Below are 19516 nucleotides of genomic sequence, written 5' to 3' on the forward strand. Positions count from 1 at the left end.
CGACTCGCGCCGACTCAACGCGGCGACCGGCTCGTCCGGTCAGGCGGTGGTGAGCTGGCCGCGGAGGATCGAGCGGCCGGAGTGCGTCGGGTCGCCGTCACGAGGCTCGATGCTGATGTCGACCACCGAGTAGACGCTCGGGTCGTAGCCGTCCGGCACGACGAGGGGGGCGTCGGTGCCGGGTTCGTATTCGCCGAGCGACACGAGGTCGACGACCGCGCCGGTTTCGTCGGCTTCGATCAGCCAGAACTCGAGGTCGGCATCGGTGCCGATGTCGGCGGGCAGGCTCGCCTCGTCGACGACGATGGCGGGTCCGGCGTCGTCGTCGACGAGCGAGACCTGGGCCGAGGTGCCGTTGCCCAGCGGGTCGAAGCTCACGGGGTCGAACTCGAGGACGGCGGTGGCGACCACATCGTCGTCGCCGTCGTCTTGCATCGAGACCAGCGCGACACCGCCGAGGCCGACCACGGCGACGGCGGCCGCGGCGACCGAGAGGATCGATCGGCGCCGGTTGCGTCGTTCGTCGAGCGACACGACCGGGGCGGTCGTGTCGGCCGCGACGGCGGTCGAGATCGAGGCCCACACATCGGCGGGGGGCTCCATCAGTTCCAGGTCGGCGGGATCGAGCTCACGGAGCAGCGCTTCGATGTCGGCAAGTTCTTCGCTGTCACCGGCGATCGAGTTGTCAGACATTGCTGGGCTCCAGGCGTTCACGGATCTTCGACAGACCCCGTCGGATGTCGCTCTTGATCGTGCCGAGCGGGAGCCCGGTGCGTTCGGCGATCTCGTTGTGCGTCAGGTCGTGGATGTAGGCGAGTTCGATGACTTCCCGGGCTCGCTCGGGAAGTGCGCCGAGTGCGTCGGCGACGAGCAAGCGATCGGCGAGGCGATCGACCGGGGGTTCGGCACCGTCGCTCGACCACTCGGGCAGTTCGTCCGCTCGGCGGTCGGCGTGACGGCGCTCACCTCGCAGGTGGTCGATGACCCGCCGCTTCGTGATCCCGACCAACCAGGCCGGCAGCGAGCCGCGGGTCGGGTCGAACTGGTCACGAGCCCGCCAGGCGCTCACGAAGACATCTTGCGTGACTTCCTTGGCGGCTTCGGCGCCGAGCGACCGGCGACAGATCGAGTAGACGAGCGATCCGTGAGCGTCGTAGGCGTCTCGGAGCGCGGTCTCCCCGGCAGCGAAGGCGCTGGCGGGTGTCTCGGCCTGGGCTCGTTGGCGAACTCGGGGCACGGGCTGATCGTATCGGCACGGGTCGAGACGAATCTCGGAACGTGGGGAGTCGATCAGCGCTGCAGCGTTCATGGTGTCCATCGAGGGGAGGGTTGACAAGGGATACGGAGCGACGAGTGCGTTCGGATGCACTCACACTCTGGAGGTCATCGCGCCGGTGACGGGCGCCGGAGGGGAGAAGCCGGCGCCCGTCACGTGCGTGGGGGGATTCAGCTGCTCGGGATGAGCACGGTGTCGATGACGTGGATGACGCCGTTGCTGGCGTCGACGTCGACCGCGGTGACCGTGGCGTCGTTGACCATCACGACGTCACCGTCGACGCTGATCTCGACCGAGGCACCGTTGACGGTCTCGACCGACTCACCATCGAGGGTCACGACGGTCTCGGCGAGCACCTCACCCGGAACGACGTGGTACGTGAGCACCGACGTCAGCAGCTCGGTGTCGGCGAGCAGTTCCTCGGCGGTCAGACCAAGATCCGACAGCAGCGCCGCAAAGGCGTCGTCGGTCGGAGCGAACACCGTGAACGGGCCTTCGCTGCTCAGCGTCTCGACCAGACCGGCGGCCTGAACGGCAGCGACCAGCGTGGTGAAGCTGCCGGCCTCGACAGCAACGTCGACGATCGTGCCCGGCTCATCGGCCATGGCATCTTCTTCCATCGCGTCCTCTTCCATGGCGTCGTCCGCCGGCGGGAGCAGGACACTGTCGATGACGTGGATGACACCGTTGCTGGCGTCGACGTCGACCGCGGTGACCGTGGCGTCGTTGACCATCACGACGTCACCGTCGACGCTGATCTCGACCGAGGCACCGTTGACGGTCTCGACCGACTCACCATCGAGGGTCACGACGGTCTCGGCGAGCACCTCACCGGGAACGACGTGGTACGTGAGCACCGACGTCAGCAGCTCGGTGTCGGCGAGCAGTTCCTGGGCGGTCAGACCAAGATCCGACAGCAGCGCCGCAAAGGCGTCGTCGGTCGGAGCGAACACCGTGAACGGGCCTTCGCTGCTCAGCGTCTCGACCAGACCGGCGGCCTGAACGGCAGCGACCAGCGTGGTGAAGCTGCCGGCCTCGACAGCAACGTCGACGATCGTGCCCGGCTCATCGGCCATGGCATCTTCTTCCATCGCGTCCTCTTCCATGGCGTCTTCCTCCATGGCATCGTCTTCCATGGCGTCTTCCTCCATGGCATCGTCGGCGGGCGGCAGCAGCACGGCGTCGAGCACGTGGATCACACCGTTGCTGGCCTCGATGTCGGTGGCGGTGACGTTGGCGTCGTTGACTTTGACGATGTCGCCGTCGACGCTGATCTCGACCGATGCGCCGTTGACGGTCTCGACCGACTCACCGTCGAGGGTGACGACGGTTTCGGCGAGCACTGCGCCGGGGACGACGTGGTAGGTGAGCACCGACGTCAGGAGGTCGGTGTCGGCGAGCAGCTCTTCGGCGGTGATGCCGAGGTCCGAGAGGAGTGCGGCGAACGCTTCGTCGGTGGGGGCGAACACGGTGAACGGACCCTCGCCGCTGAGCGTCTCGACCAGTCCGGCGGCTTCGACCGCGGCGACCAGGGTCGTGAAGCTGCCGGCCTCGACAGCGACGTCGACGATCGTGCCCGGGCCCTCTGCGACTTCTTCGGCTTCCGTGGCGGGAGGCGCATCGGTGGCGACGCTGTCGTTGGAGTCGGAGCCGCACGCGGCGGCGACCATGCTGGCGGCGACGAGCGCCGGGAGAATCTTCTTCGTGCGGGATTTCATCGGGGACCTCCGAGGTCTCTCTGTAGGGGTGATGTCATTTAGTACGAAATGACCACCCCATTCGGATGCACAATCCCAAAGATTTCTTTTCAACCGTCAACACCGACGCCGCAAATCGTGTCCGACACCAATTGCGGAGACACACAAGAGGCGAACGCCACCACCGACGCCGGAACTGGTGTCTGACACGAGTTGCGGTGCGCGCGGCTTCGGTACGCGCCGGCTACAGCAAACGCGGTTACAGCGCGGCGTACTCGGTCGCGATCCGGGCGCCGAGCCGGGCGTTGTTGTTCACGAGGGCGATGTTGGCGACGAGGCTGGCACCGTCGGTGATCTCCACGATGCGACCGAGCAGGAAGGGCGTTGCCTCCTTGCCGTGGATCCCGAGTGCGTCCATGTCGGCCAGTGCCTGCTCGATGATCACACCGATCTCGTCGGCCGGGATCTCGTCGGCGACCGGGATCGGGTTGACCACGGCGACACCGCCGTCGAGGCCGAGGCGCCACTTGGCGTCCATCAGCGCGGCGATCTCCGCCGGCGTGTCGAGTCGCGCCGGGGCTGCGTGTCCGCTGTTGCGCGAGAAGAACGACGGGAAGTCGTCGGTGCCGACGGCGACGACCGGCACGCCGAGCGTCTCGAGGGTTTCGAGCGTGAGCCCGATGTCGAGGATCGACTTCACCCCGGCCGACACGACCGCGACGTTGGTCTGGGAGAGTTCGGTCAGGTCGGCACTGATGTCGAACGTCGTCTCTGCGCCGCGGTGCACGCCGCCGAGGCCGCCGGTCACGAACACCGAGATGCCGGCGAGTTGCGCCAGCCGCATCGTCGACGCGACGGTGGTCGCTCCGTGGGTGCGTTGCGACATCACGTACGGCAGGTCACGGATGCTGACCTTTGCGACGTCGGGGCTGGTGGCGAGGAGGTGGAGGTCGTCCTGCGACAACCCGACCCGGGGCCGGCCGTCGAGCACGGCGATCGTGGCGGGGACGGCGCCGCCGTCGCGGACGATCCGCTCGACCTCGGTCGCCATCTCGACGTTCTGCGGGAACGGCATCCCGTGGCTGATGATGGTGCTCTCGAGCGCCACGACCGGCGTGCCGTCGTGCAGCGCCTGAGCGACTTCGTCGGTGAGTACGAGATCGGGGTGCGGGGTGGTCTGCGAGTCGGTCATGTCGACGTCTCCTTGGAGAGGGCGGCTCGGACGAGCCGGGGGGTCAGATCGGGGCGCACGGTGTGCGCGCTGGCAATGGTGAGGGCGGCCGCTGCGTGCCCGAATCGTGCGGCTTCTTCGGATGTGCCGCTGGCGAGCAGCACGTGACAGAACGCGCCGAGCATCGCATCGCCGGCACCGGTGACGTCTTCGACCTCGGTCGGCACGGCCGCGATCTCGACCTGGTCGTCGGCGGTGCTGAGCAGCGAGCCCCGCTCCCCCAGCCGGACCCACACGGTCTCGACGCCTCGGTCGTGCAACACGCGAGCCGCCGAGCGCACCTGACGGTCGGTGCGGGTGGGTGCGTCGGTGAGCGCCGCGAGTTCGTCGCGGTTCGGGGTGATGACGTCGACGCGATGATCGATCGCGTTCTTGAGGCCCATCGCCTTCGGCACGCTGACGGGCTCGAACACGGTGCGCACACCGTGCGACAGGTCGAGCGCATAGTCGAGCGTGTCGAGTCCGAGGTTGCCGTCGACCACCAGCACGCCCGCGTTGGTGATGACGTCGCGTGCGTCGTCGAGTTGTTCGGGGCCGAGCTCGGTGGTCGCCTCCATGTCGGCGATGGCGACGATCAGCTCGCCGTCGGCGTCGAGCACGGCGGTGTACGTGCCGGTCGAGCGGTCGGTGCGCACGACGTGTTCGACGCGCACGCCGGATGCGGCGGTGTGGTCGAGCAGGTTCTCGCCCATCGGGTCACGTCCGACGACGCTGATCAGGTGCACTCGGTCGCCGAGTCGTGCGATGTTCTCGGCGATGTTGCGGCCGACGCCGCCCGGCGTCATCGACCCGTGCCCCGGGTTGCTCGTCTTCGGCGTGGCCGGTGAGGTGCTGCGCGCTTTGAAGTCGACGTTGGCGCCGCCGATCACGACAGCGCTCGGCTGTTCGGCGAGCACGTAGCCCCGCCCGAGGATGACGCCCTTCTTGCCGAGGTTCGACAGGTGCACGTTGACCGACGCGCGGCTGGTGCCGAGTGCGGCGGCGAGTGCGTCGGTGCCGATCAACGGGTCGCGTCGCAGGAGCTCGACGATCTGTTCTTCCCGTTCGGTGAGCACCTTATGATTCTAAGTCTGCTTTATTGCAATAAGCAACGCAAGCGAGGGTTCGCGCACCGTGCGTGTCGAACCTGCATTCGACCGCGACGTACCCTGGCGGTTCGACACCTCGAGAAGGAGCAGGGATCGAGATGCAGACACAGGCCTACGCCGACAACGTGCTGCGGCAACGGAGTGACCTCCCGGGCATCTACGGCGGCGTCGACTTCAGCGTCGTGCCCGAACGCCTCGACGCCACGGCCTCGATCGACGACGAGCGGTTCGCGGCGAGCCGCGACGCCGTCGCTCGCGTCTTCGAGCAGCCCGACCTGATCGAGCGACTGCGCAACGCGACGATGACCGGCGATCGGATCGCCGACGCGTACGCCGCGCTGATCCCCGAGCGCGGGTTCCGCACCCTGGTCGAGATGCTCGAACAGGCCTGCGAGCACGGCGTCGAGCACGTCGACGACGCGCCGCCCGAACTCGTCGCCTTCATCGAAGCGATGGAGCACACGCCCGACTGGGTCGACATGTCGCTCGTCGAGCAGGGCGCCCGCGCCGAGCGCATCCCCATGGCGACCGCCACGCCGCTGGCCATCCGCGGCGCGTTCCTCGCGACGTTTCTCAACAAGTACGCCGCGCTCCCGATGACGATGACCGGCACGCTGTCGGACGAGGCCGCAGCGAAGCGCGTGTTCGAGACCGCGAGCTTCTTCACCGCCACCACGCTGCCGGGCGCACTCGACCGGTCGGGCAAGGGCTTCGAAGCAGCGGCGAAGGTCCGGCTGATGCACTCGATGGTGCGCTACCACCTCCTCGAATCGGGCAGGTGGGATGTCGGCACCTACGGCATCCCGATTCCGCAGGCCGATCAGATGCCCGCCGGGTTGATCGGCGTGTTCTTGATGTCGGCGCAACTCCTCCGCAAGGGTCAGACCGAGTTCACGCCCGAACAGCGGGCCAGCGTCGAACTCTCGCGGTATCGGTGCTTCCTGCTCGGGCTTCCCGAGAACCTGCTCGGTGACACGCCACAGGAGATCGTCGACCTGTTGATCGCCCGCCACATCTCGCTGCGCGAGGGCTACGACGACGAGACGTGCGGCGCGCTCGTTCGCGGCACGATGGTCGCCGAACTCTTCGACACGTCGTCGCTACGCGGGCGAGCGCACGCCTGGCTCGAGAACGGCTTCTCGAAGTTCGTGCTGATCAAGAGTTTCCTCGACGGCGACACCGATCGTGCTGCCTCGATCGGCATCACGATGGGGCGCGGCGAGAAGGTGGCCGCTGGTCTCGCCGCGGCGACGATCGCGGCGAAGACGGCGTTCTACCGGTTTGGGCTCCGACTGCCGGTCGTGTCGCAGCGCGTCGACGCTCGTCTCAACCGTCGCCTCGCCGCACTGCTCGACACCTACGGCCACGCCGACTTCGTCACCGACCCCGAGAAGTACGCGCTCGGCTGACGGCGCGCGGTCCGCTCGGTACGGGCCGCACGCAGGGCGATTCATAGTGTGAGCCCATGCGCGTACACAGTGATCTCTACATCGGCGGCCAGTGGGTCGCCGCCACCGGAACCGACGTCATCGAGGTCGTCAACCCGTCGACCGAGGAGGTCTTCGCGTCGGTTCCCGCCGCCTCCAAAGACGATGCCGATGCCGCCGTGGCCGCGGCCCGCGGAGCGTTCGAGTCGTGGTCGCAACTGTCGATCGACGAGCGCACCGACTACGTCGAGAAGATCGCCGCGGCGATGGCCGAGCGCTCCGAAGAGATCGCTGCGCTGGTCTCGGCCGAGCAGGGCATGCCGATCGCCAACGCGCGACGCGTGCAGGCCGGACTGCCCACGATGGTCATGCAGAGCTACGTCGGCATCGGCCGGGAGTACGCCGCCGCCGAACCCGAGCGCGTCGGCAACTCGATGGTCGTCGAGGAGCCGATCGGTGTGTGCACGTTCATCACGCCGTGGAACTACCCGCTGCACCAGATCGTCGGCAAGGTCGCGCCGGCGCTGGTCGCCGGTTGCACGATGATCGTCAAGCCGAGTTCGGAGACACCGCTCAACGCGTTCGTGCTCGCCGAGATCATGCACGAGGTCGGGGTGCCGGCCGGCGTGTTCAACCTCGTCACCGGTGCCGGGCGCACGGTCGGCGAAGCCCTGTGCGTGCATCCCGACGTCGACATGATCTCGATCACGGGGTCGACCGAGGCGGGCGCGCGGATCGCCGAGCTCGGTGCGCCGACCGTGAAGCGCATCTGCCAGGAACTCGGCGGCAAGTCGGCCAACGTCATCCTCGAGAGCGCCGACATCTCCAAGGCGGTGCCCGCCGGCATCACCGGCATGATGCTCAACTGCGGCCAGACCTGCACCGCGCTCACCCGCATGATCGTGCCGCGCAGCAGGCAGGACGAGGTGGTCGATCTCGCCGTCGAGGCGTTGAACTCGTTGTCGATGGGCGACCCGACGAGCGACGAGCACTTCCTGGGCCCGATGGTGTCGGCGTCACAGAAGACCACGGTGCAGGACTACATCCGCACGGGCATCGACGAAGGTGCTCGCCTCGTGGCGGGTGGACCCGACGATCCCGAGGGCTACGACGTCGGCTTCTACGTGCAGCCGACGATCTTCGCCGACGTCGACAACTCGATGGTGATCGCCCAAGAGGAGATCTTCGGCCCGGTGCTGTGCATCATCCCGGCCGACAGCGACGACGATGCGATCGCCATCGCGAACGACTCGCCGTTCGGGCTGTCGGGTGCGGTGTGGGCCGACACCGACGACAACGCCATCGCCGCCGCTCGTCGGCTCCGGACCGGACAGGTGATGGTCAACGGCGGCCGCTTCAACCCGCTCGCCCCGTTCGGCGGCTACAAGGCATCGGGCAACGGCCGCGAACTCGGTCGGGCCGGCCTCGACGAGTTCCTCGAGACCAAGGCCATCCAGCTCCCCGCCTGACCCCGACCGCCCCGCTTGTTTCTTTTCGACCTTTCTTTTCGACCCGGTCCAAGGGAAACAACCGCCTGTTTCTTTTCGACCTGGTCCGAGGGAAACAAGCCAACGCGCAGCGGGCCGAGGTCGCGCGCACGGAAATGACCGTACAATTGGGCGCATGATGTCGACTCGCTCATTCGTCGCTGCCACGCTCGTCTCCGTCGTCACGCTCGCCGGTTGCGGCGGGAGCGATTCCGACAGCGCCGACACCTCGGTTGCTGCCGCACAAGAGCAGCCCGCCGCTGCCGCCGCCGACAGCGCGACGGGGATCACGGTGGTGTCGCCGCAGGATGCGGCCGCCACGATCGCCGATGCTCCCGACGATCTCGTGATCCTCGACGTGCGAACGCAAGAGGAATTCGACGAGGCCCACATCGAGGGCGCCGTGCTGCTCGACTTCTACCGCGACGACTTCGCCGAGGAGTTGGCGACGTTCGATCCCGATGTCCCCTACGTCCTGTACTGCCGCTCGGGCAACCGGAGCAGCCAGGCTCGGGCGATCATGGCCGACCTCGGGTTCACCTCGGTCGACGATGTCGACGGTGGCATCGTGAGCTGGATCGACGCCGGTCTCCCGGTCGTCGCCGGCTGACCCCTCAGCTCGCCGTTGCCTGGGCCTCGACCCAGGCGCCGTACCCACCGAGGATGTCGGACACGTCGTCGAACCCCGCTTGGCGCAACACGCTCGCGGCGACCGACGACCGGTATCCACCGGCGCAGTACACGACGGTCGGCGCGGCGGCATCGAGCTCGCCGAGCCGCGACGGAAGCTGACCGACCGGGATGGTGACGGCGTCGCCGATCGTGCCGTGTTCGACCTCGCCCGGATTGCGGATGTCGACGACCTGGAGCCGTTCGATCTCGGCTGAGCGCTGGTCGAACTCGCGGGCGGTGAGGCGCGATGCCTGACGAACCCGAGCGGGATGGTCGGCCATGACGGCGAGCGGTGCCCGCAAGAACCCGACCACCCGGTCGAATCCGATGCGTGCGAGGCGGTTCTTGGCCTCGCGCTCGAATCCGGGGTCGACGACGAGGACGATGTCGACGTCGCTGTGGATGACCGATCCGGCGAACTCCGCGTAGCGGCCGTTGAGGCCGACGTTGATCGATCCGGCGAGATGGCCGTGGGCGAACTCTTCGGGGTCACGACCATCGATGATCATCGCGCCACCCTCCACGAGCCGATCGAAGCCGTCGAGGTCGAGCGCATCGGGGTCGGCCGTCTCGTCGAGCAGTTCGCGGTCCTGGCGGTTGAGGATCGCGTCGAACACGAAGTAGCCGGGTGCCGGAGGCTGCCCTTCGGTGACCAGGTCGAAGAAGGTCTGCTCGTCTTCGGCGAGCAGCGCATAGTTGCTGCGACGCTGCTCCCCGATCGTCGACGACGTCTCGGTCGAGAGGTTCTTGCCGCACGCGCTCCCGGCACCGTGCGCCGGGAAGACACGGGTGGTGTCGGGCAGGGTGAGCAGCTTCGTGTGCAGGCTCGCATAGAGCTGCTTGGCGAGTTCTTCGCGGGTGAAGCCGATCGACGACAGCAGGTCGGGGCGACCGACGTCGCCGATGAAGAGCGTGTCGCCCGTGAGCACGCCGTACGGCTCGGCGTCGCCGGCGTGTTCCCACACCACGATGCTGATCGATTCGGGCGTGTGTCCGGGCGTGTGGCGGATCTCGAGCACGACGTCGCCGAGTTCGATGCGTTCGCCGTCGGCCAGCTTGCGCGACTCGAACTCGGTCGCGGCGATGCTCGAGTAGGCGATCGTTGCACCGGTGGCGGCGGCGAGTTCGAGGTGACCGGAGAGGAAGTCGGCGTGGAAGTGGGTCTCGATGATCAGTTCGATCGTGAGACCGGCGGCTTCGGCATCGCGGACGTACTCGTCGATGTCGCGTCGCGGGTCGACGACGACGGCGCGCCCGGAGGTCTCGTCGCCGATGAGGTACGACGCCTGTGACAGGCAGTCGAGGTAGTACTGAGTGAACTTCATGACGTCACCTTTCCGTTGTAGGCGAGCATGCCGCCTGAGAGATTGATCACTGTGGAGAAGCCGCTGTCGGTCAGGAACCGTGCGGCTCGTTCGCTGCGTTGACCGCTCCGGCACAGCAGCACCGTGCGACGAGCGGGGTCGAGTTCGTCGAGTCGATCGGCGAGTTCGGAGAGCGGGATGTTGACCGCCCCGTCGATGCTGCCGCCGGCGTATTCGTCCGGTTCGCGGACATCGACGAACTGTGTGTCGGCGTCGACGACGGTGGCGTGGTCGACGACCGGATGGTTGCGATGCGTCATGACGCCTCCCCGTTCCTCATCTCGTCGAGGACGGCGCCGACGTCGCAGCCACGCCCCTTGTTGTAGGGCAGGCGAGCGAGCGCGTTGCCCATGGCGCAGGTGTTGCTGACGGCCGAGAACGTGAGTCCGGCGGCGACGCCACCGGCGAGCCACTTTGCTTTGGGCACGAAGATCGAGGTGAGGATCCCGACGAGGGAGATCGTGCCGGCGACGAGGCGGACCTGACGGTCCATCGCCCAGGTCTCGCTCGTGCCGCGGACCACGTCGCCGCCGGATGCGATCCAGGCGTCGAGGCCACCTTCGAGGAGGTGGAGGCGTTGCTTGCCGGCTCCGGTGAGCTTGGTGTGGGCCTGGTCGGCTCGCGCTCCGGACTTGCACACGAGCACGACGGGGTGCTCGAGGTCGGCGAGGTCGCGAGCGTGTTCCGACAGCGTGTCGAGCGGGACGTTGTACGAACCGGGCACGTGCACGGAGTCGAACTCGCCGCCGGTACGCACGTCGAGGATGCGCACGAGCGGGTCGGCGGCGACCAGGTCGCGCAGGGTCTGCGCATCGATCACATCGGTGCCGGGCAACCCGGCTGACGTGGTGGAGGTCGATTGCGTGGTGGTTGGTGTTGCGGTGTTGGTCATGTGTTTCTCGCTGTGTGAGGGGGTTGGTAAGTCGAAGGGATGGTCGGGTCGGTGAGTGTCAGGCGGTGAGGAGGGTGGAGGCGGCGGTGTAGATGGCCACGGCGCCGAGCATCAGGGCGAAGCTGCGGGTGAGGCGGCCGGCGTCGATGTCTTTGGCGATGCGAGTGCCGACGACGACGCCGACGGTGACGGTGGCGAGGAAGGGGGCGACGACCGCCCAGTCGAAGCCGATGTCGCCCGAGCGCATGGTGAGCGCGATGGCGGCGTTGATGGCGATGACGACGAGCGAGGTGCCGATGGCTTCCTTGGCGGGGAAGGCGAGGAGGAGCGTGAGCGCCGGGACGACGGCGAAGCCGCCGCCGACACCGAACAGCCCGGTGAGGACGCCGACGAGCGTGGCGGCGCCGGCGAGCTTGGCGAGTGCGGCCGGCGACAGGTCGAGCTTCGGTGTGGTGGCGACGCGTTCCTTGATCGCCACTCCGCTGGCGGGGTCGGGTCGGTCGTCGGCGTCGGGGTGCGGAGTGCTGTTCGCCGGCGCGGGATCGGGGTCGGAGGCCGAGGGCTGCGCGCTGCGGTACATGCGGATCGCGACGAACACGATCAACGCCGAGAAGGCGAGCAGCAGCACGTTCTCGTCGAGCGAGCGGTTGACGAGCAGACCGAGTCGCGACCCGGCGATTCCGGCGACGCCGAACGCGACTCCGGCTCCGAGCCGGACGTTGCCGTTGCGGAAGTGACTGATCACGCCGATGCCGGAGTCGACGCCGACCACCAGGAGTGAGGCGGTCGTCGCGTCCTGGGCCTGCAAGCCCGCCACGAACACGAGGATCGGCACGGCGAGCGTCGAGCCGCCGCCGCCGAGCGCGCCGAGCGACAAGCCGACGACGAGTCCGAGCGCGATGGCGATGATCTCTCCGGTCACGTCTCGCCGCCCGTCTCGAGCGCTGCGTCGAAGGTGAACTCGTCTTGGATGTCGAGTTCGAGGGTGATGGTGGCGGTGTCGGTGCCGTTGGGCGCCTCGTCGAGCACGAGGTGCGTGCCGGCCAGCTCGAGTTCGAGCGTGTCGCCCGGTTCGATCACGACCGAGTTCATCGAGCCGGTCTCCGACTCGAATGACGCTCCGCCGACCGTGCTGGTCGCACCGACGACTTCGATGGTGCGGTCGGTGACGTTCGACAGGGTGCCGATCACGGCGAGCGATCCGTCGGCGGCGCCGACGAGCGCAGGTCCCGACATGGTCAGCGGAGCGCCCGCGACGACGATCTCGGTGGTCGGCGAGGCATCATCGTCCGAGGCACAGGAGGCGCCGAACGTTGCGGCGACGAGTGTGGCGACGAGAATCTGGTTCGAGAAACGCATACTGATCACAAATGACCGTACAATATGTACGTACAAATAGCAACCTCGGCCGTCGCGGCGGTCGGCCCCTCTCTCTTCGAATGGACGCAACCCATGGACCCACGTGACGTCAGCAACCTGTTCGCCATCGCACTGGTGGTCGGACTCGCCGGCGTGATCGGCGCCATGACCTTCGCTCGCGGCCGCCACGAACTCGGCCGGATCGCCCCGGTCCTGGTGGCCGTGGCGGCCAGCGGGGCGACCCTCGGAAGCCTCTACTTCTCGGAGGTGGCCGACTACCTCCCGTGCAAGTACTGCTGGTACCAGCGCATCGCGATGTATCCGATCGCTGCCATCACGGTGGCGGCGCTGATCTTCCGCGACCGAGCGGCGCTGCGGTACTCACTCGTGCTGAGCTCGATCGGCGCGGCGATCTCGATCTATCACATCCAGCTCCAGCTGTTCCCCGACCAGGGCTCGAACTCGTGCGCCATCACCAACCCGTGCACCGCGAAGTGGGTCGAAGCGTTCGGGTTCGTCACGATCCCGCAGATGGCCGGCGCGACGTTCGCCGTCATCATCATCTCCAGCATCGTCGGACTGCGCTGGACGCCCGATGCGGCATCGGCGGAATGACGTCATAGAGTCTGTTTGTCCGTACCAAAGCCGTTCGCCCGGTCGCACCCAGTCGGCTCGCCCGATCCGGTGGCCGGCGCTCGGCCGACAAGGAGCCCCGTGACCCTCGATCGCGACAGCCCGATGCCCCTCTGGGCACAACTCGAAGCCGATCTCAAGAAGCGCCTCGACACCGGCGAATTCGACGATCGCTTCCCGACCGACGCCGAGTTGGTCGCCGAGTACGAGGTGAGCCGCCACACGGTGCGCGAGGCGATCCGCCACCTCAACATCTCGGGCATCCTGCGTCGCGAGCGCGGCCGCGGCACCGTCGTGAACCGGAGCGAGTTCGAGCAGCCGCTGGGTGCGCTCTACAGCCTGTTCCAGTCGGTGGAGGCGTCGGGTGCGACGCAGCGCAGTCACGTGCTGGAGTTGCGAGAAGACATCAACCCGGCGGTCGCCGAGCACCTCGGGCTCGACCCCGACACTCCCCTGTTCTTCCTCGAGCGGATCCGTTGCGCCGACGACGAGCCGTTGGCGCTCGATCGGTCGTGGCTGCCGATGAGCCTGGCCGAGCCGTTGTTGACGAGCGACTTCGGACGCACGGCGCTGTACGACGAACTCGCGGCGCGGGTCGGCGTGTCACCCGATGCCGGGTGGGAACGCATCGCGCCGATCCTGCCCACACCCGAACAGCGCAAGCTGCTCTCGATGCAGCGTGGCGAGGCGGCGTTCTCGCTCGAACGTCTCGGCACGGCCGACGGCACACCGATCGAGTGGCGCACCACGCTCATCCGCGGCGGCCGGTACCGGTTCGTCTCGAACTTCACGCGCGGCACCGCACCGTCGATGGTCGCCGCCGCGCACGACTGAGCGCTCCGTCGGCGCCCGGTCGTCGGGCGCCACGTCGCGTCAGGTGATCTGGCGGTTGACCCAGTTCGACACCGCTTCGATCGCACCGACGATGACGAAGATGCAGAGGATGATGCCGCCGGTGACCTCGAAGTTGAGCGTTCGCATCGAGTTGCTCAGCATGAAGCCGATGCCGCCGGCGCCGACGATGCCGAGCACCGTGGAGGCGCGCAGGCTCATGTCGAAGATGTAGAGACCTTGGCTCACCAGCGCCGGCCACACCTGTGGCGTCACGGCGGCCGCGGTGTCTTGGAGCCGGGTCGCGCCGGCCGAGACGACGCCTTCGCGCGGGCCCGATCGGGCTTCTTCGATGGCGTCGGCGAAGAGCCGGGTGGAGAAGCCGAAGATGCCGACCGCCAGAGCGAGCGTGCCGGTTCGCGGCCCGAGCCCGAGCGCTGCGACGAACAGCACGGCCAGCACGAGTTCGGGGGTGGCGCGAACGACGATCATCACGAAGCGCGTCGCTCGGAACACCAACCGGTTCGGTGCGACGTTCGAGGCAGCGAGAAACGACAGCGGCAGCGCGAACAGCATCGCCATGAAGGTGGCTCCGAGCCCCATCGCGATCGTGTCGATCAGGTCGCTGCGGATCCGTTCGGTCCAGAAGTCGAGGTTGCTGGGCACCAGCTTCCAGAGGGTCGACGGCAGATCGACGAGCGAGGTGAAGAACCGCCCGACGTCGATGTCGGGTAGCACGAACGACAGCAGCGTGCACAGCGCGACGCCGGCCGCGAGCAACGACAGCTTGATTCGCTCTGGGGTCCACGGCGGGGTGAGCGGCACGTCGCTCGCCGCGATCGCCGTGACCTGATCGAGGCCGGTCGGCACGCTCGTGCTCGGTGGTGTCGTCGTCGTCACGGTGTTCGGCGAGTCGTTGCGGCCGTCGAGGCGGCGGCGGATGGGACGCAGCGCCTTGGCCAACATGGTGGTGATGGCGAAGCGACCGCCGGCGCCGGCTGCGCGCTTCCCGAACGGGTCGCTGTCGCCGAGAATCGTGCGGCGCGCAGCTTGCGAGAGGAGTTCCATGGCGATGACCGCCACGACCACGACGAGGGTGACGCCGAGCAGTTCCTGATAGCGGAGGCTGCCCTGGTAGCCGCGTATGGCGAGCCCGATGCCGCCACCGCCGACGAGGCCGATGAGCGATCCTTCACGGAAGTTGATCTCGACGCGGTAGAGCGATGTGGCGATGACCGACGGGGTCATCTGTGACCACACGCCGGAGAGGAGTTCTTGCATCCTCGATGCGCCGGTACTGGCCACGCCGTCACGCGGGCCGAGTTCGATGTTGTCGGCGGCCGCCGAGAACAGTTTTCCGCAGAACCCGATCGAGTGGAGGCCGAGTGCGAGCACACCGGCGATCGGCCCGATACCGAAGACGCGGACGAACACGAGGGCGAGCACGAGCGACGGGACCGCTCGCGCCAACGCGATGATCGCGCGGGCGACGCCGCTCACGATCGGGTTGCGCGCGACGTTGCGCGACGCGAGGAGCCCGAGCGGCACCGACAGCACGACGCCGATCACGGTCCCGAGGAACGCCATGAAGAAGGTGTCGAGCAGGAGTGTCAGGACCTGGCGACGATCTTCGGCCGGGATGAACGGCGGCCACATCCGCTGGAGCAGGCTCCACGTCTCGGGCCAGCCGTCGATCAGTGCGAACAGCGACATCTCGACGCGTCGGAGGCCCCAGATGGCGCCGATCACGAACGTCGCGGCGATGAGGTTGAGCAGGATCCGGCGTCGTGTCCACGGGGCGCGGAGGGGGACCTCCCGAAGCGCTCGGGTCGGGTCGGCGTGGACGACGTCGGCGGTGAGCGACATCAGGCCGGAATCCGCGCCGGGAGCTGTTCGATGGCGTACTCGTCGAGCTTCGCGCCGGTCGGGTCGAGGCGCCGGTACACCTCCATGATGCGGGCGTGATCGACCGAGCCGTCGACCGGGCTGTCGAGGACGACCTTCCCGTCGCGGAGCCCGAGCAGTCGGTGGGCCCAGTCGATCGCGAGGTCGACCTGGTGCAGGCTGCACAGCACGGTGATGTTGTCTTCGACGCAGCACCGGAACAGCACGTCCATCACCTGTCCCGAGATCTCGGGGTCGAGCGATGCCACGGGTTCGTCGGCGAGGACGATGCGGGGTTGCTGCATGAGCGTGCGGGCGATGGCGATGCGCTGCTGCTGACCTCCCGAGAGCGTGTCGGTGCGCTGCCAGGCGCGATCGGCGAGGCCGACACGGTCGAGTTGTTCGATCGCTCGGCGGCGGAGCGCCTTGGGATACATGCGGGCCCCGAAGCGCGGGCCCCGGAGCGTGCCGAGCGCTCCGGTGAGGACGTTCTCGATGCAGCTGAGTCGTCCGACGATGTTGAACTGCTGGAACACGAAGCCGACGTCGCGTCGGAGGTGTTGGAGGTCTCGGCCCGACGCGGCGACCACGTCGGTGCCGAGCACCTCGACCGATCCGGCGGTCGGTTGGTGCAGCCCGTTGAGATGTCGGAGCAGGGTCGACTTGCCCGATCCGGAGAGGCCGATGATGACGAGGAGTTGTCCTTCGGGGACGGTGAAGCTCACGTCGTCGAGGGCGACGACGCCGCCGCCGTCGAACTCCTTGCGGAGGCCGCTCACCGTGACGACATCGGGACGTTCGGTCTGGTTCATGGGGTGCTCCTGCAGTGGTGTGTTCTGGATCGGGCTGGCGGGCGGGAAGAGAGTCGGGCCGGCGGGCGGGAAGAGAGTCGGGCTGGCGGGCGGGAAGAACGCCGTGCCGGAGGGTGGCTGCCGTGACGGCTTGCGGCGCCCGCGATGGCCGGGGGAGAGGACCATCGCGGGCGCCGGAACTGGAGCCGAGGGGTGTCACCGAGTGGTGACGACGAACCTCAGCTCTCGCACTTGGAGGCGCCGGTGATCTCGCACACCTGGCGGATGCCGTCGTAGAAGGAGTCGTCCTTGGCGACGAAGCCCCAGGTGTCGGCTTCGTCGGCGAAGGCGCAGTCGTTCTCTTCGAGCGTGCCCGAGCAGTAGCCGTTGGCGATCGCCCAGTCGGCGTTGACCTTGGTGGTGACGACCTCTTGGTAGGCGGCGATGAAGTCGGCGGGCAGCGCGTTGCTGATCGCCATCGGGGCGCCGGAGATCGTCTGGCTCTTCCACACGATCTTGAGTTCGGCCTCGGCTTCGTTGACGGTCTCGTCTTCGAGGGTGTCGATGACGCCGGAGATGTCACCGTTGTCGATGAGCTGGGTGGTCACCATCGAGTCGTAGGCGAACCCGCCGTCGCAGTCGCCGTTGGCGACCGAGATCGCTGCTGCATCGTGTCCACCGGCGAAGGTGGGGTTGATGTCGGTCGAGGTCTCCGACGGGTCGATGCCGGCGGCGAGGAGGCCTTCGGACGGGAACAGGAAGCCCGAGGTGGAGCCCGGGTCGACGAAGCAGATGTTCTTGCCGGCGAAGTCTTCGATCGAGTTGATCTCGTCGTTGTCGGCCTGGGTGAGGGCGTAGCTGCGGTAGCCGGGCTCGATGTCGGGTCCTTCGGTCATGACGCCGGCGACGCTGATGTCGGCGCCGTTGCTGGTGGCGATGACGTACGAGAAGCCACCGAACTGGGCGACGTCGATGCGGTTGGCGATGATGCCTTCGATCACGCCGGCGTAGTCGGTCGCCTGGAAGAACTCGATCTCGTCGAGCTGGAGTTCGTCTTCGAGGATGGCCTTGGTGGTGGCGAAGTCGGCTTCGAGGCTCGACGCGTTCTCGGCCGGCACGGCGCCGAACGAGAGCGAGGTCGGCCAGTCGGCGGGACGCTCGGCTTCTTCGGCCGGCGCTGCTGCCGGCTCTTCGGCGGGCGCCTCCTCGGCGGGTGCTGCTGCCGGCTCTTCGGCGGGCGCTTCTTCGGCGGGCGCTTCTGCCGGCTCGTCGGCGGCGGCCGCGACGGGAGCGACCTCGGCATCGGCCGGGGCGGCGGCCTCGTCGTCGCTGCCGCACGCGGCGGCGATCAGGGCCAGAGAGGCGATGGCACCGGTGGCCTGAACCAGGCGGCGGCGGGGAGTGTGGTTGGCAGAGTTGTTCACGACTCAGTGTCTAAGCACCCGACTTGAACGCAAGGTTGCGTGCAGGCGGACAGCAGAGGGCGATGCTGCGAACAGTCGTCGACACCCCCGTTCCCGCCGCTTGTTTCCTTCGGACCGGGTCGAAAAGAAACAAGCGGTTGTTTCCTTCGGACCGGGTCGAAAAGAAACAAGCGGCGCGGCGCGTGCGTGGTGGCTACGCGAGTGAGTCGAGGGTGCCGGCGGCCGACTCGCCGCTGGCGGTGACCGTGAGGATCTCGGCACCGGAGTCGGTGACGAGCACGGTGTGTTCGAACTGCGCCGACGGGCGGTTGTCGTCGGCGTGCTCGGTCCAGCCGTCGGCAGCCTGATGGAAGGTGGGGCGACCGGACGTGAGCATCGGTTCGATGGTGAAGGTCATGCCGGGCACGACGATGACGTCGTCAAAGCGGTCGATGTGGTGCGACACGTGCGGGTCGGCGTGGAAGGTCGCTCCGATGCCGTGGCCGCCGTACTCACGGATGACGGAGTAGCCGCGAGACGCAGCAAACGGTTCGATCGCTTCGGCGATCAGCTGCAGACGGTCGAAGGGGCGAATGGCGGCGATGCCGCGCAAGGTCGCCTCGCGGGTCGTGTCGACCAAGCCGGCGATGGCCGGGACGGGGGTGCCCGCATGGAACGTGGCGGAGGTGTCGCCGTGCATGCCATCGATGTAGGCGGTGACGTCGATGTTGACGATGTCGCCGTCGGCGAGCGGACGGTCGTCGGGGATGCCGTGGCAGATGACGCCGTTGACCGACGTACAGATCGACTTCGTGTAGCCCTTGTAGTGCAGGTCGCTCGGATAGGCGCCGAGTTCGACGTAGATGTCGTGCGCGATCGCGTCGAGTTCGTCGGTGGTCACGCCGACGGCGACGTGCTCCCCGGTGCGGATGAGCACTTCGGCAGCGACGGCGCAGGCGTGTCGATGTCGCGCCAGCGAGTCGGCGTCGTGGATCTGCGGGGCGCGCGACGTGCCGACCACGCCGTTGGTGACGTAGTCGGGCCGCGCGATCGTGTCGGGGACGGGCCGCGGCGGCGAGACGGTGCCGAGTTCGACGGGCGCGAGGTCGAGCGCCCGCTGGTCGCCGTGGCAGCGCTTGTACTTGCCACCGCTGCCGCACCAGCACCGGTCGTTCGCCTTGAGCTTCATCCGCGTCATCGTTGCCATCGCGGCAGTCTATGGGCGTAGACGCTCGATGTCTACGGGTGGAGACGCGTGGGTATGCTGACGTCGTGGCGCCGATGGTGAACACCGACGAACTGATCGACTCCCGAGAGCTCGCGTCGATGCTCGGCCTCGCGCATCCCAACAGCGTGAGCCTGTACCAGCGTCGCTACGCCGACATGCCGCGCCCGGTGGTCGATCTCGGTACGGGCCGCCCTCGGTTGTGGCTGCGTCCGGCGATCGTCGACTGGATCGAACGCCGCTGACTCGCCCGCCG

The 19516-nt window shown here is 67.8% G+C and carries 20 protein-coding genes; 6 read left to right on the plus strand and 14 right to left on the minus strand.

Features of this window, described 5'->3' with window-relative positions; translation table 11 throughout:
• Positions 1–39: 39 nt before the first annotated feature.
• The 5 genes from YM304_RS20190 to YM304_RS20210 all read right to left on the minus strand — a co-directional run bounded on the left by YM304_RS20190 (position 40) and on the right by YM304_RS20210 (position 5259).
• The gene (locus YM304_RS20190; protein ID WP_015443589.1) at positions 40–693 is read right to left on the minus strand and encodes an anti-sigma factor; all 654 of its coding nucleotides are present in this window, start codon (positions 691–693) and stop codon (positions 40–42) included.
• On the minus strand, positions 686–1318 hold the full coding sequence (locus tag YM304_RS20195) for an RNA polymerase sigma factor (RefSeq protein WP_197536905.1): 633 nt from the start codon (positions 1316–1318) through the stop codon (positions 686–688). The genes YM304_RS20190 and YM304_RS20195 overlap by 8 nt, the downstream gene beginning before the upstream one ends.
• A gap of 128 nt (positions 1319–1446) precedes the next feature.
• On the minus strand, positions 1447–3087 hold the full coding sequence (locus YM304_RS20200; RefSeq protein ID WP_197536906.1) for a fasciclin domain-containing protein: 1641 nt from the start codon (positions 3085–3087) through the stop codon (positions 1447–1449).
• Positions 3088–3232: 145 nt separating this feature from the next.
• The gene (locus YM304_RS20205; RefSeq protein ID WP_015443592.1) at positions 3233–4165 is read right to left on the minus strand and encodes a pseudouridine-5'-phosphate glycosidase; all 933 of its coding nucleotides are present in this window, start codon (positions 4163–4165) and stop codon (positions 3233–3235) included.
• Positions 4162–5259: a carbohydrate kinase gene (locus YM304_RS20210; protein ID WP_015443593.1), complete on the minus strand. Its 1098-nt coding sequence runs from the start codon at positions 5257–5259 to the stop codon at positions 4162–4164. Before YM304_RS20210 ends, YM304_RS20205 begins: the two co-directional genes overlap by 4 nt.
• A 131-nt stretch (positions 5260–5390) precedes the next feature.
• Between YM304_RS20210 and YM304_RS20215 the strand changes: the two genes are divergently transcribed.
• From YM304_RS20215 to YM304_RS20225, 3 genes are all read left to right on the plus strand, one after another.
• Positions 5391–6701 carry an oxygenase MpaB family protein gene (locus YM304_RS20215; protein ID WP_015443594.1) on the plus strand — a complete coding sequence of 437 codons (1311 nt, stop codon included), beginning with the start codon at positions 5391–5393 and terminating at the stop codon, positions 6699–6701.
• Between the two features lie 56 nt (positions 6702–6757).
• On the plus strand, positions 6758–8188 hold the full coding sequence (locus YM304_RS20220) for an aldehyde dehydrogenase family protein (RefSeq protein WP_015443595.1): 1431 nt from the start codon (positions 6758–6760) through the stop codon (positions 8186–8188).
• A 154-nt stretch (positions 8189–8342) separates the two neighbouring features.
• A complete protein-coding gene (locus tag YM304_RS20225; protein ID WP_015443596.1) occupies positions 8343–8816 on the plus strand; it encodes a rhodanese-like domain-containing protein in 474 nt (157 codons plus the stop codon).
• Between the two features lie 4 nt (positions 8817–8820).
• Here YM304_RS20225 and YM304_RS20230 read toward each other — a convergent pair whose 3' ends face one another.
• Genes YM304_RS20230 through YM304_RS25160 form a run of 5 tightly spaced genes read right to left on the minus strand, consistent with a single transcriptional unit; the run spans position 8821 to position 12493 of the window.
• Complete coding sequence (locus YM304_RS20230; protein WP_015443597.1) at positions 8821–10203, minus strand: MBL fold metallo-hydrolase; 1383 nt, start codon at positions 10201–10203, stop codon at positions 8821–8823.
• Positions 10200–10502: a rhodanese-like domain-containing protein gene (locus YM304_RS20235; protein ID WP_015443598.1), complete on the minus strand. Its 303-nt coding sequence runs from the start codon at positions 10500–10502 to the stop codon at positions 10200–10202. Before YM304_RS20235 ends, YM304_RS20230 begins: the two co-directional genes overlap by 4 nt.
• Complete coding sequence (locus YM304_RS20240) at positions 10499–11134, minus strand: rhodanese-like domain-containing protein (RefSeq protein WP_083908508.1); 636 nt, start codon at positions 11132–11134, stop codon at positions 10499–10501. The genes YM304_RS20235 and YM304_RS20240 overlap by 4 nt, the downstream gene beginning before the upstream one ends.
• A 58-nt stretch (positions 11135–11192) precedes the next feature.
• The gene (locus YM304_RS20245; RefSeq protein ID WP_015443600.1) at positions 11193–12056 is read right to left on the minus strand and encodes a sulfite exporter TauE/SafE family protein; all 864 of its coding nucleotides are present in this window, start codon (positions 12054–12056) and stop codon (positions 11193–11195) included.
• Positions 12053–12493, minus strand: a complete 441-nt coding sequence (locus YM304_RS25160) for a copper chaperone PCu(A)C (protein WP_015443601.1) — start codon at positions 12491–12493, stop codon at positions 12053–12055. The genes YM304_RS20245 and YM304_RS25160 overlap by 4 nt, the downstream gene beginning before the upstream one ends.
• 93 nt (positions 12494–12586) lie before the next feature.
• Between YM304_RS25160 and YM304_RS20255 the strand changes: the two genes are divergently transcribed.
• On the plus strand, positions 12587–13108 hold the full coding sequence (locus tag YM304_RS20255) for a disulfide bond formation protein B (RefSeq protein ID WP_015443602.1): 522 nt from the start codon (positions 12587–12589) through the stop codon (positions 13106–13108).
• Positions 13109–13207: 99 nt separating this feature from the next.
• Positions 13208–13960 (plus strand): GntR family transcriptional regulator, encoded by a 753-nt coding sequence (locus YM304_RS20260; RefSeq protein WP_015443603.1) that lies wholly within the window; start codon positions 13208–13210, stop codon positions 13958–13960.
• A 39-nt stretch (positions 13961–13999) separates the two neighbouring features.
• Here YM304_RS20260 and phnE read toward each other — a convergent pair whose 3' ends face one another.
• The 4 genes from phnE to map all read right to left on the minus strand — a co-directional run bounded on the left by phnE (position 14000) and on the right by map (position 19242).
• Positions 14000–15823, minus strand: coding sequence for a phosphonate ABC transporter, permease protein PhnE (phnE, locus tag YM304_RS20265; protein ID WP_015443604.1), 1824 nt, complete (start codon positions 15821–15823; stop codon positions 14000–14002).
• On the minus strand, positions 15823–16653 hold the full coding sequence (gene phnC, locus YM304_RS20270; protein WP_015443605.1) for a phosphonate ABC transporter ATP-binding protein: 831 nt from the start codon (positions 16651–16653) through the stop codon (positions 15823–15825). The genes phnE and phnC overlap by 1 nt, the downstream gene beginning before the upstream one ends.
• A gap of 218 nt (positions 16654–16871) precedes the next feature.
• Complete coding sequence (locus tag YM304_RS20275; protein ID WP_015443606.1) at positions 16872–18056, minus strand: phosphate/phosphite/phosphonate ABC transporter substrate-binding protein; 1185 nt, start codon at positions 18054–18056, stop codon at positions 16872–16874.
• A 193-nt stretch (positions 18057–18249) separates the two neighbouring features.
• Complete coding sequence (map, locus tag YM304_RS20280) at positions 18250–19242, minus strand: type I methionyl aminopeptidase (protein WP_197536907.1); 993 nt, start codon at positions 19240–19242, stop codon at positions 18250–18252.
• A gap of 74 nt (positions 19243–19316) precedes the next feature.
• Between map and YM304_RS20285 the strand changes: the two genes are divergently transcribed.
• Positions 19317–19505 (plus strand): hypothetical protein, encoded by a 189-nt coding sequence (locus YM304_RS20285; RefSeq protein ID WP_173401490.1) that lies wholly within the window; start codon positions 19317–19319, stop codon positions 19503–19505.
• Positions 19506–19516 lie beyond the last annotated feature (11 nt).

The organism is Ilumatobacter coccineus YM16-304 (genome assembly GCF_000348785.1).
Lineage (GTDB): Bacteria > Actinomycetota > Acidimicrobiia > Acidimicrobiales > Ilumatobacteraceae > Ilumatobacter_A > Ilumatobacter_A coccineus.

Coding starts and splice junctions, on each gene's coding strand:
- YM304_RS20285 (WP_173401490.1), top strand. CDS start 19,317: ATGGTGAACACCGACGAACTGATCGACTCCCGAGAGCTCGCGTCGATG.
- phnC (WP_015443605.1), bottom strand. CDS start 16,653: ATGAACCAGACCGAACGTCCCGATGTCGTCACGGTGAGCGGCCTCCGC.
- YM304_RS20195 (WP_197536905.1), bottom strand. CDS start 1,318: ATGGACACCATGAACGCTGCAGCGCTGATCGACTCCCCACGTTCCGAG.
- map (WP_197536907.1), bottom strand. CDS start 19,242: ATGGCAACGATGACGCGGATGAAGCTCAAGGCGAACGACCGGTGCTGG.
- YM304_RS20255 (WP_015443602.1), top strand. CDS start 12,587: ATGGACCCACGTGACGTCAGCAACCTGTTCGCCATCGCACTGGTGGTC.
- YM304_RS20235 (WP_015443598.1), bottom strand. CDS start 10,502: ATGACGCATCGCAACCATCCGGTCGTCGACCACGCCACCGTCGTCGAC.
- YM304_RS20225 (WP_015443596.1), top strand. CDS start 8,343: ATGATGTCGACTCGCTCATTCGTCGCTGCCACGCTCGTCTCCGTCGTC.
- YM304_RS20220 (WP_015443595.1), top strand. CDS start 6,758: ATGCGCGTACACAGTGATCTCTACATCGGCGGCCAGTGGGTCGCCGCC.
- YM304_RS20215 (WP_015443594.1), top strand. CDS start 5,391: ATGCAGACACAGGCCTACGCCGACAACGTGCTGCGGCAACGGAGTGAC.
- phnE (WP_015443604.1), bottom strand. CDS start 15,823: ATGTCGCTCACCGCCGACGTCGTCCACGCCGACCCGACCCGAGCGCTT.
- YM304_RS20240 (WP_083908508.1), bottom strand. CDS start 11,134: ATGACCAACACCGCAACACCAACCACCACGCAATCGACCTCCACCACG.
- YM304_RS20205 (WP_015443592.1), bottom strand. CDS start 4,165: ATGACCGACTCGCAGACCACCCCGCACCCCGATCTCGTACTCACCGAC.
- YM304_RS25160 (WP_015443601.1), bottom strand. CDS start 12,493: ATGCGTTTCTCGAACCAGATTCTCGTCGCCACACTCGTCGCCGCAACG.
- YM304_RS20230 (WP_015443597.1), bottom strand. CDS start 10,203: ATGAAGTTCACTCAGTACTACCTCGACTGCCTGTCACAGGCGTCGTAC.
- YM304_RS20190 (WP_015443589.1), bottom strand. CDS start 693: ATGTCTGACAACTCGATCGCCGGTGACAGCGAAGAACTTGCCGACATC.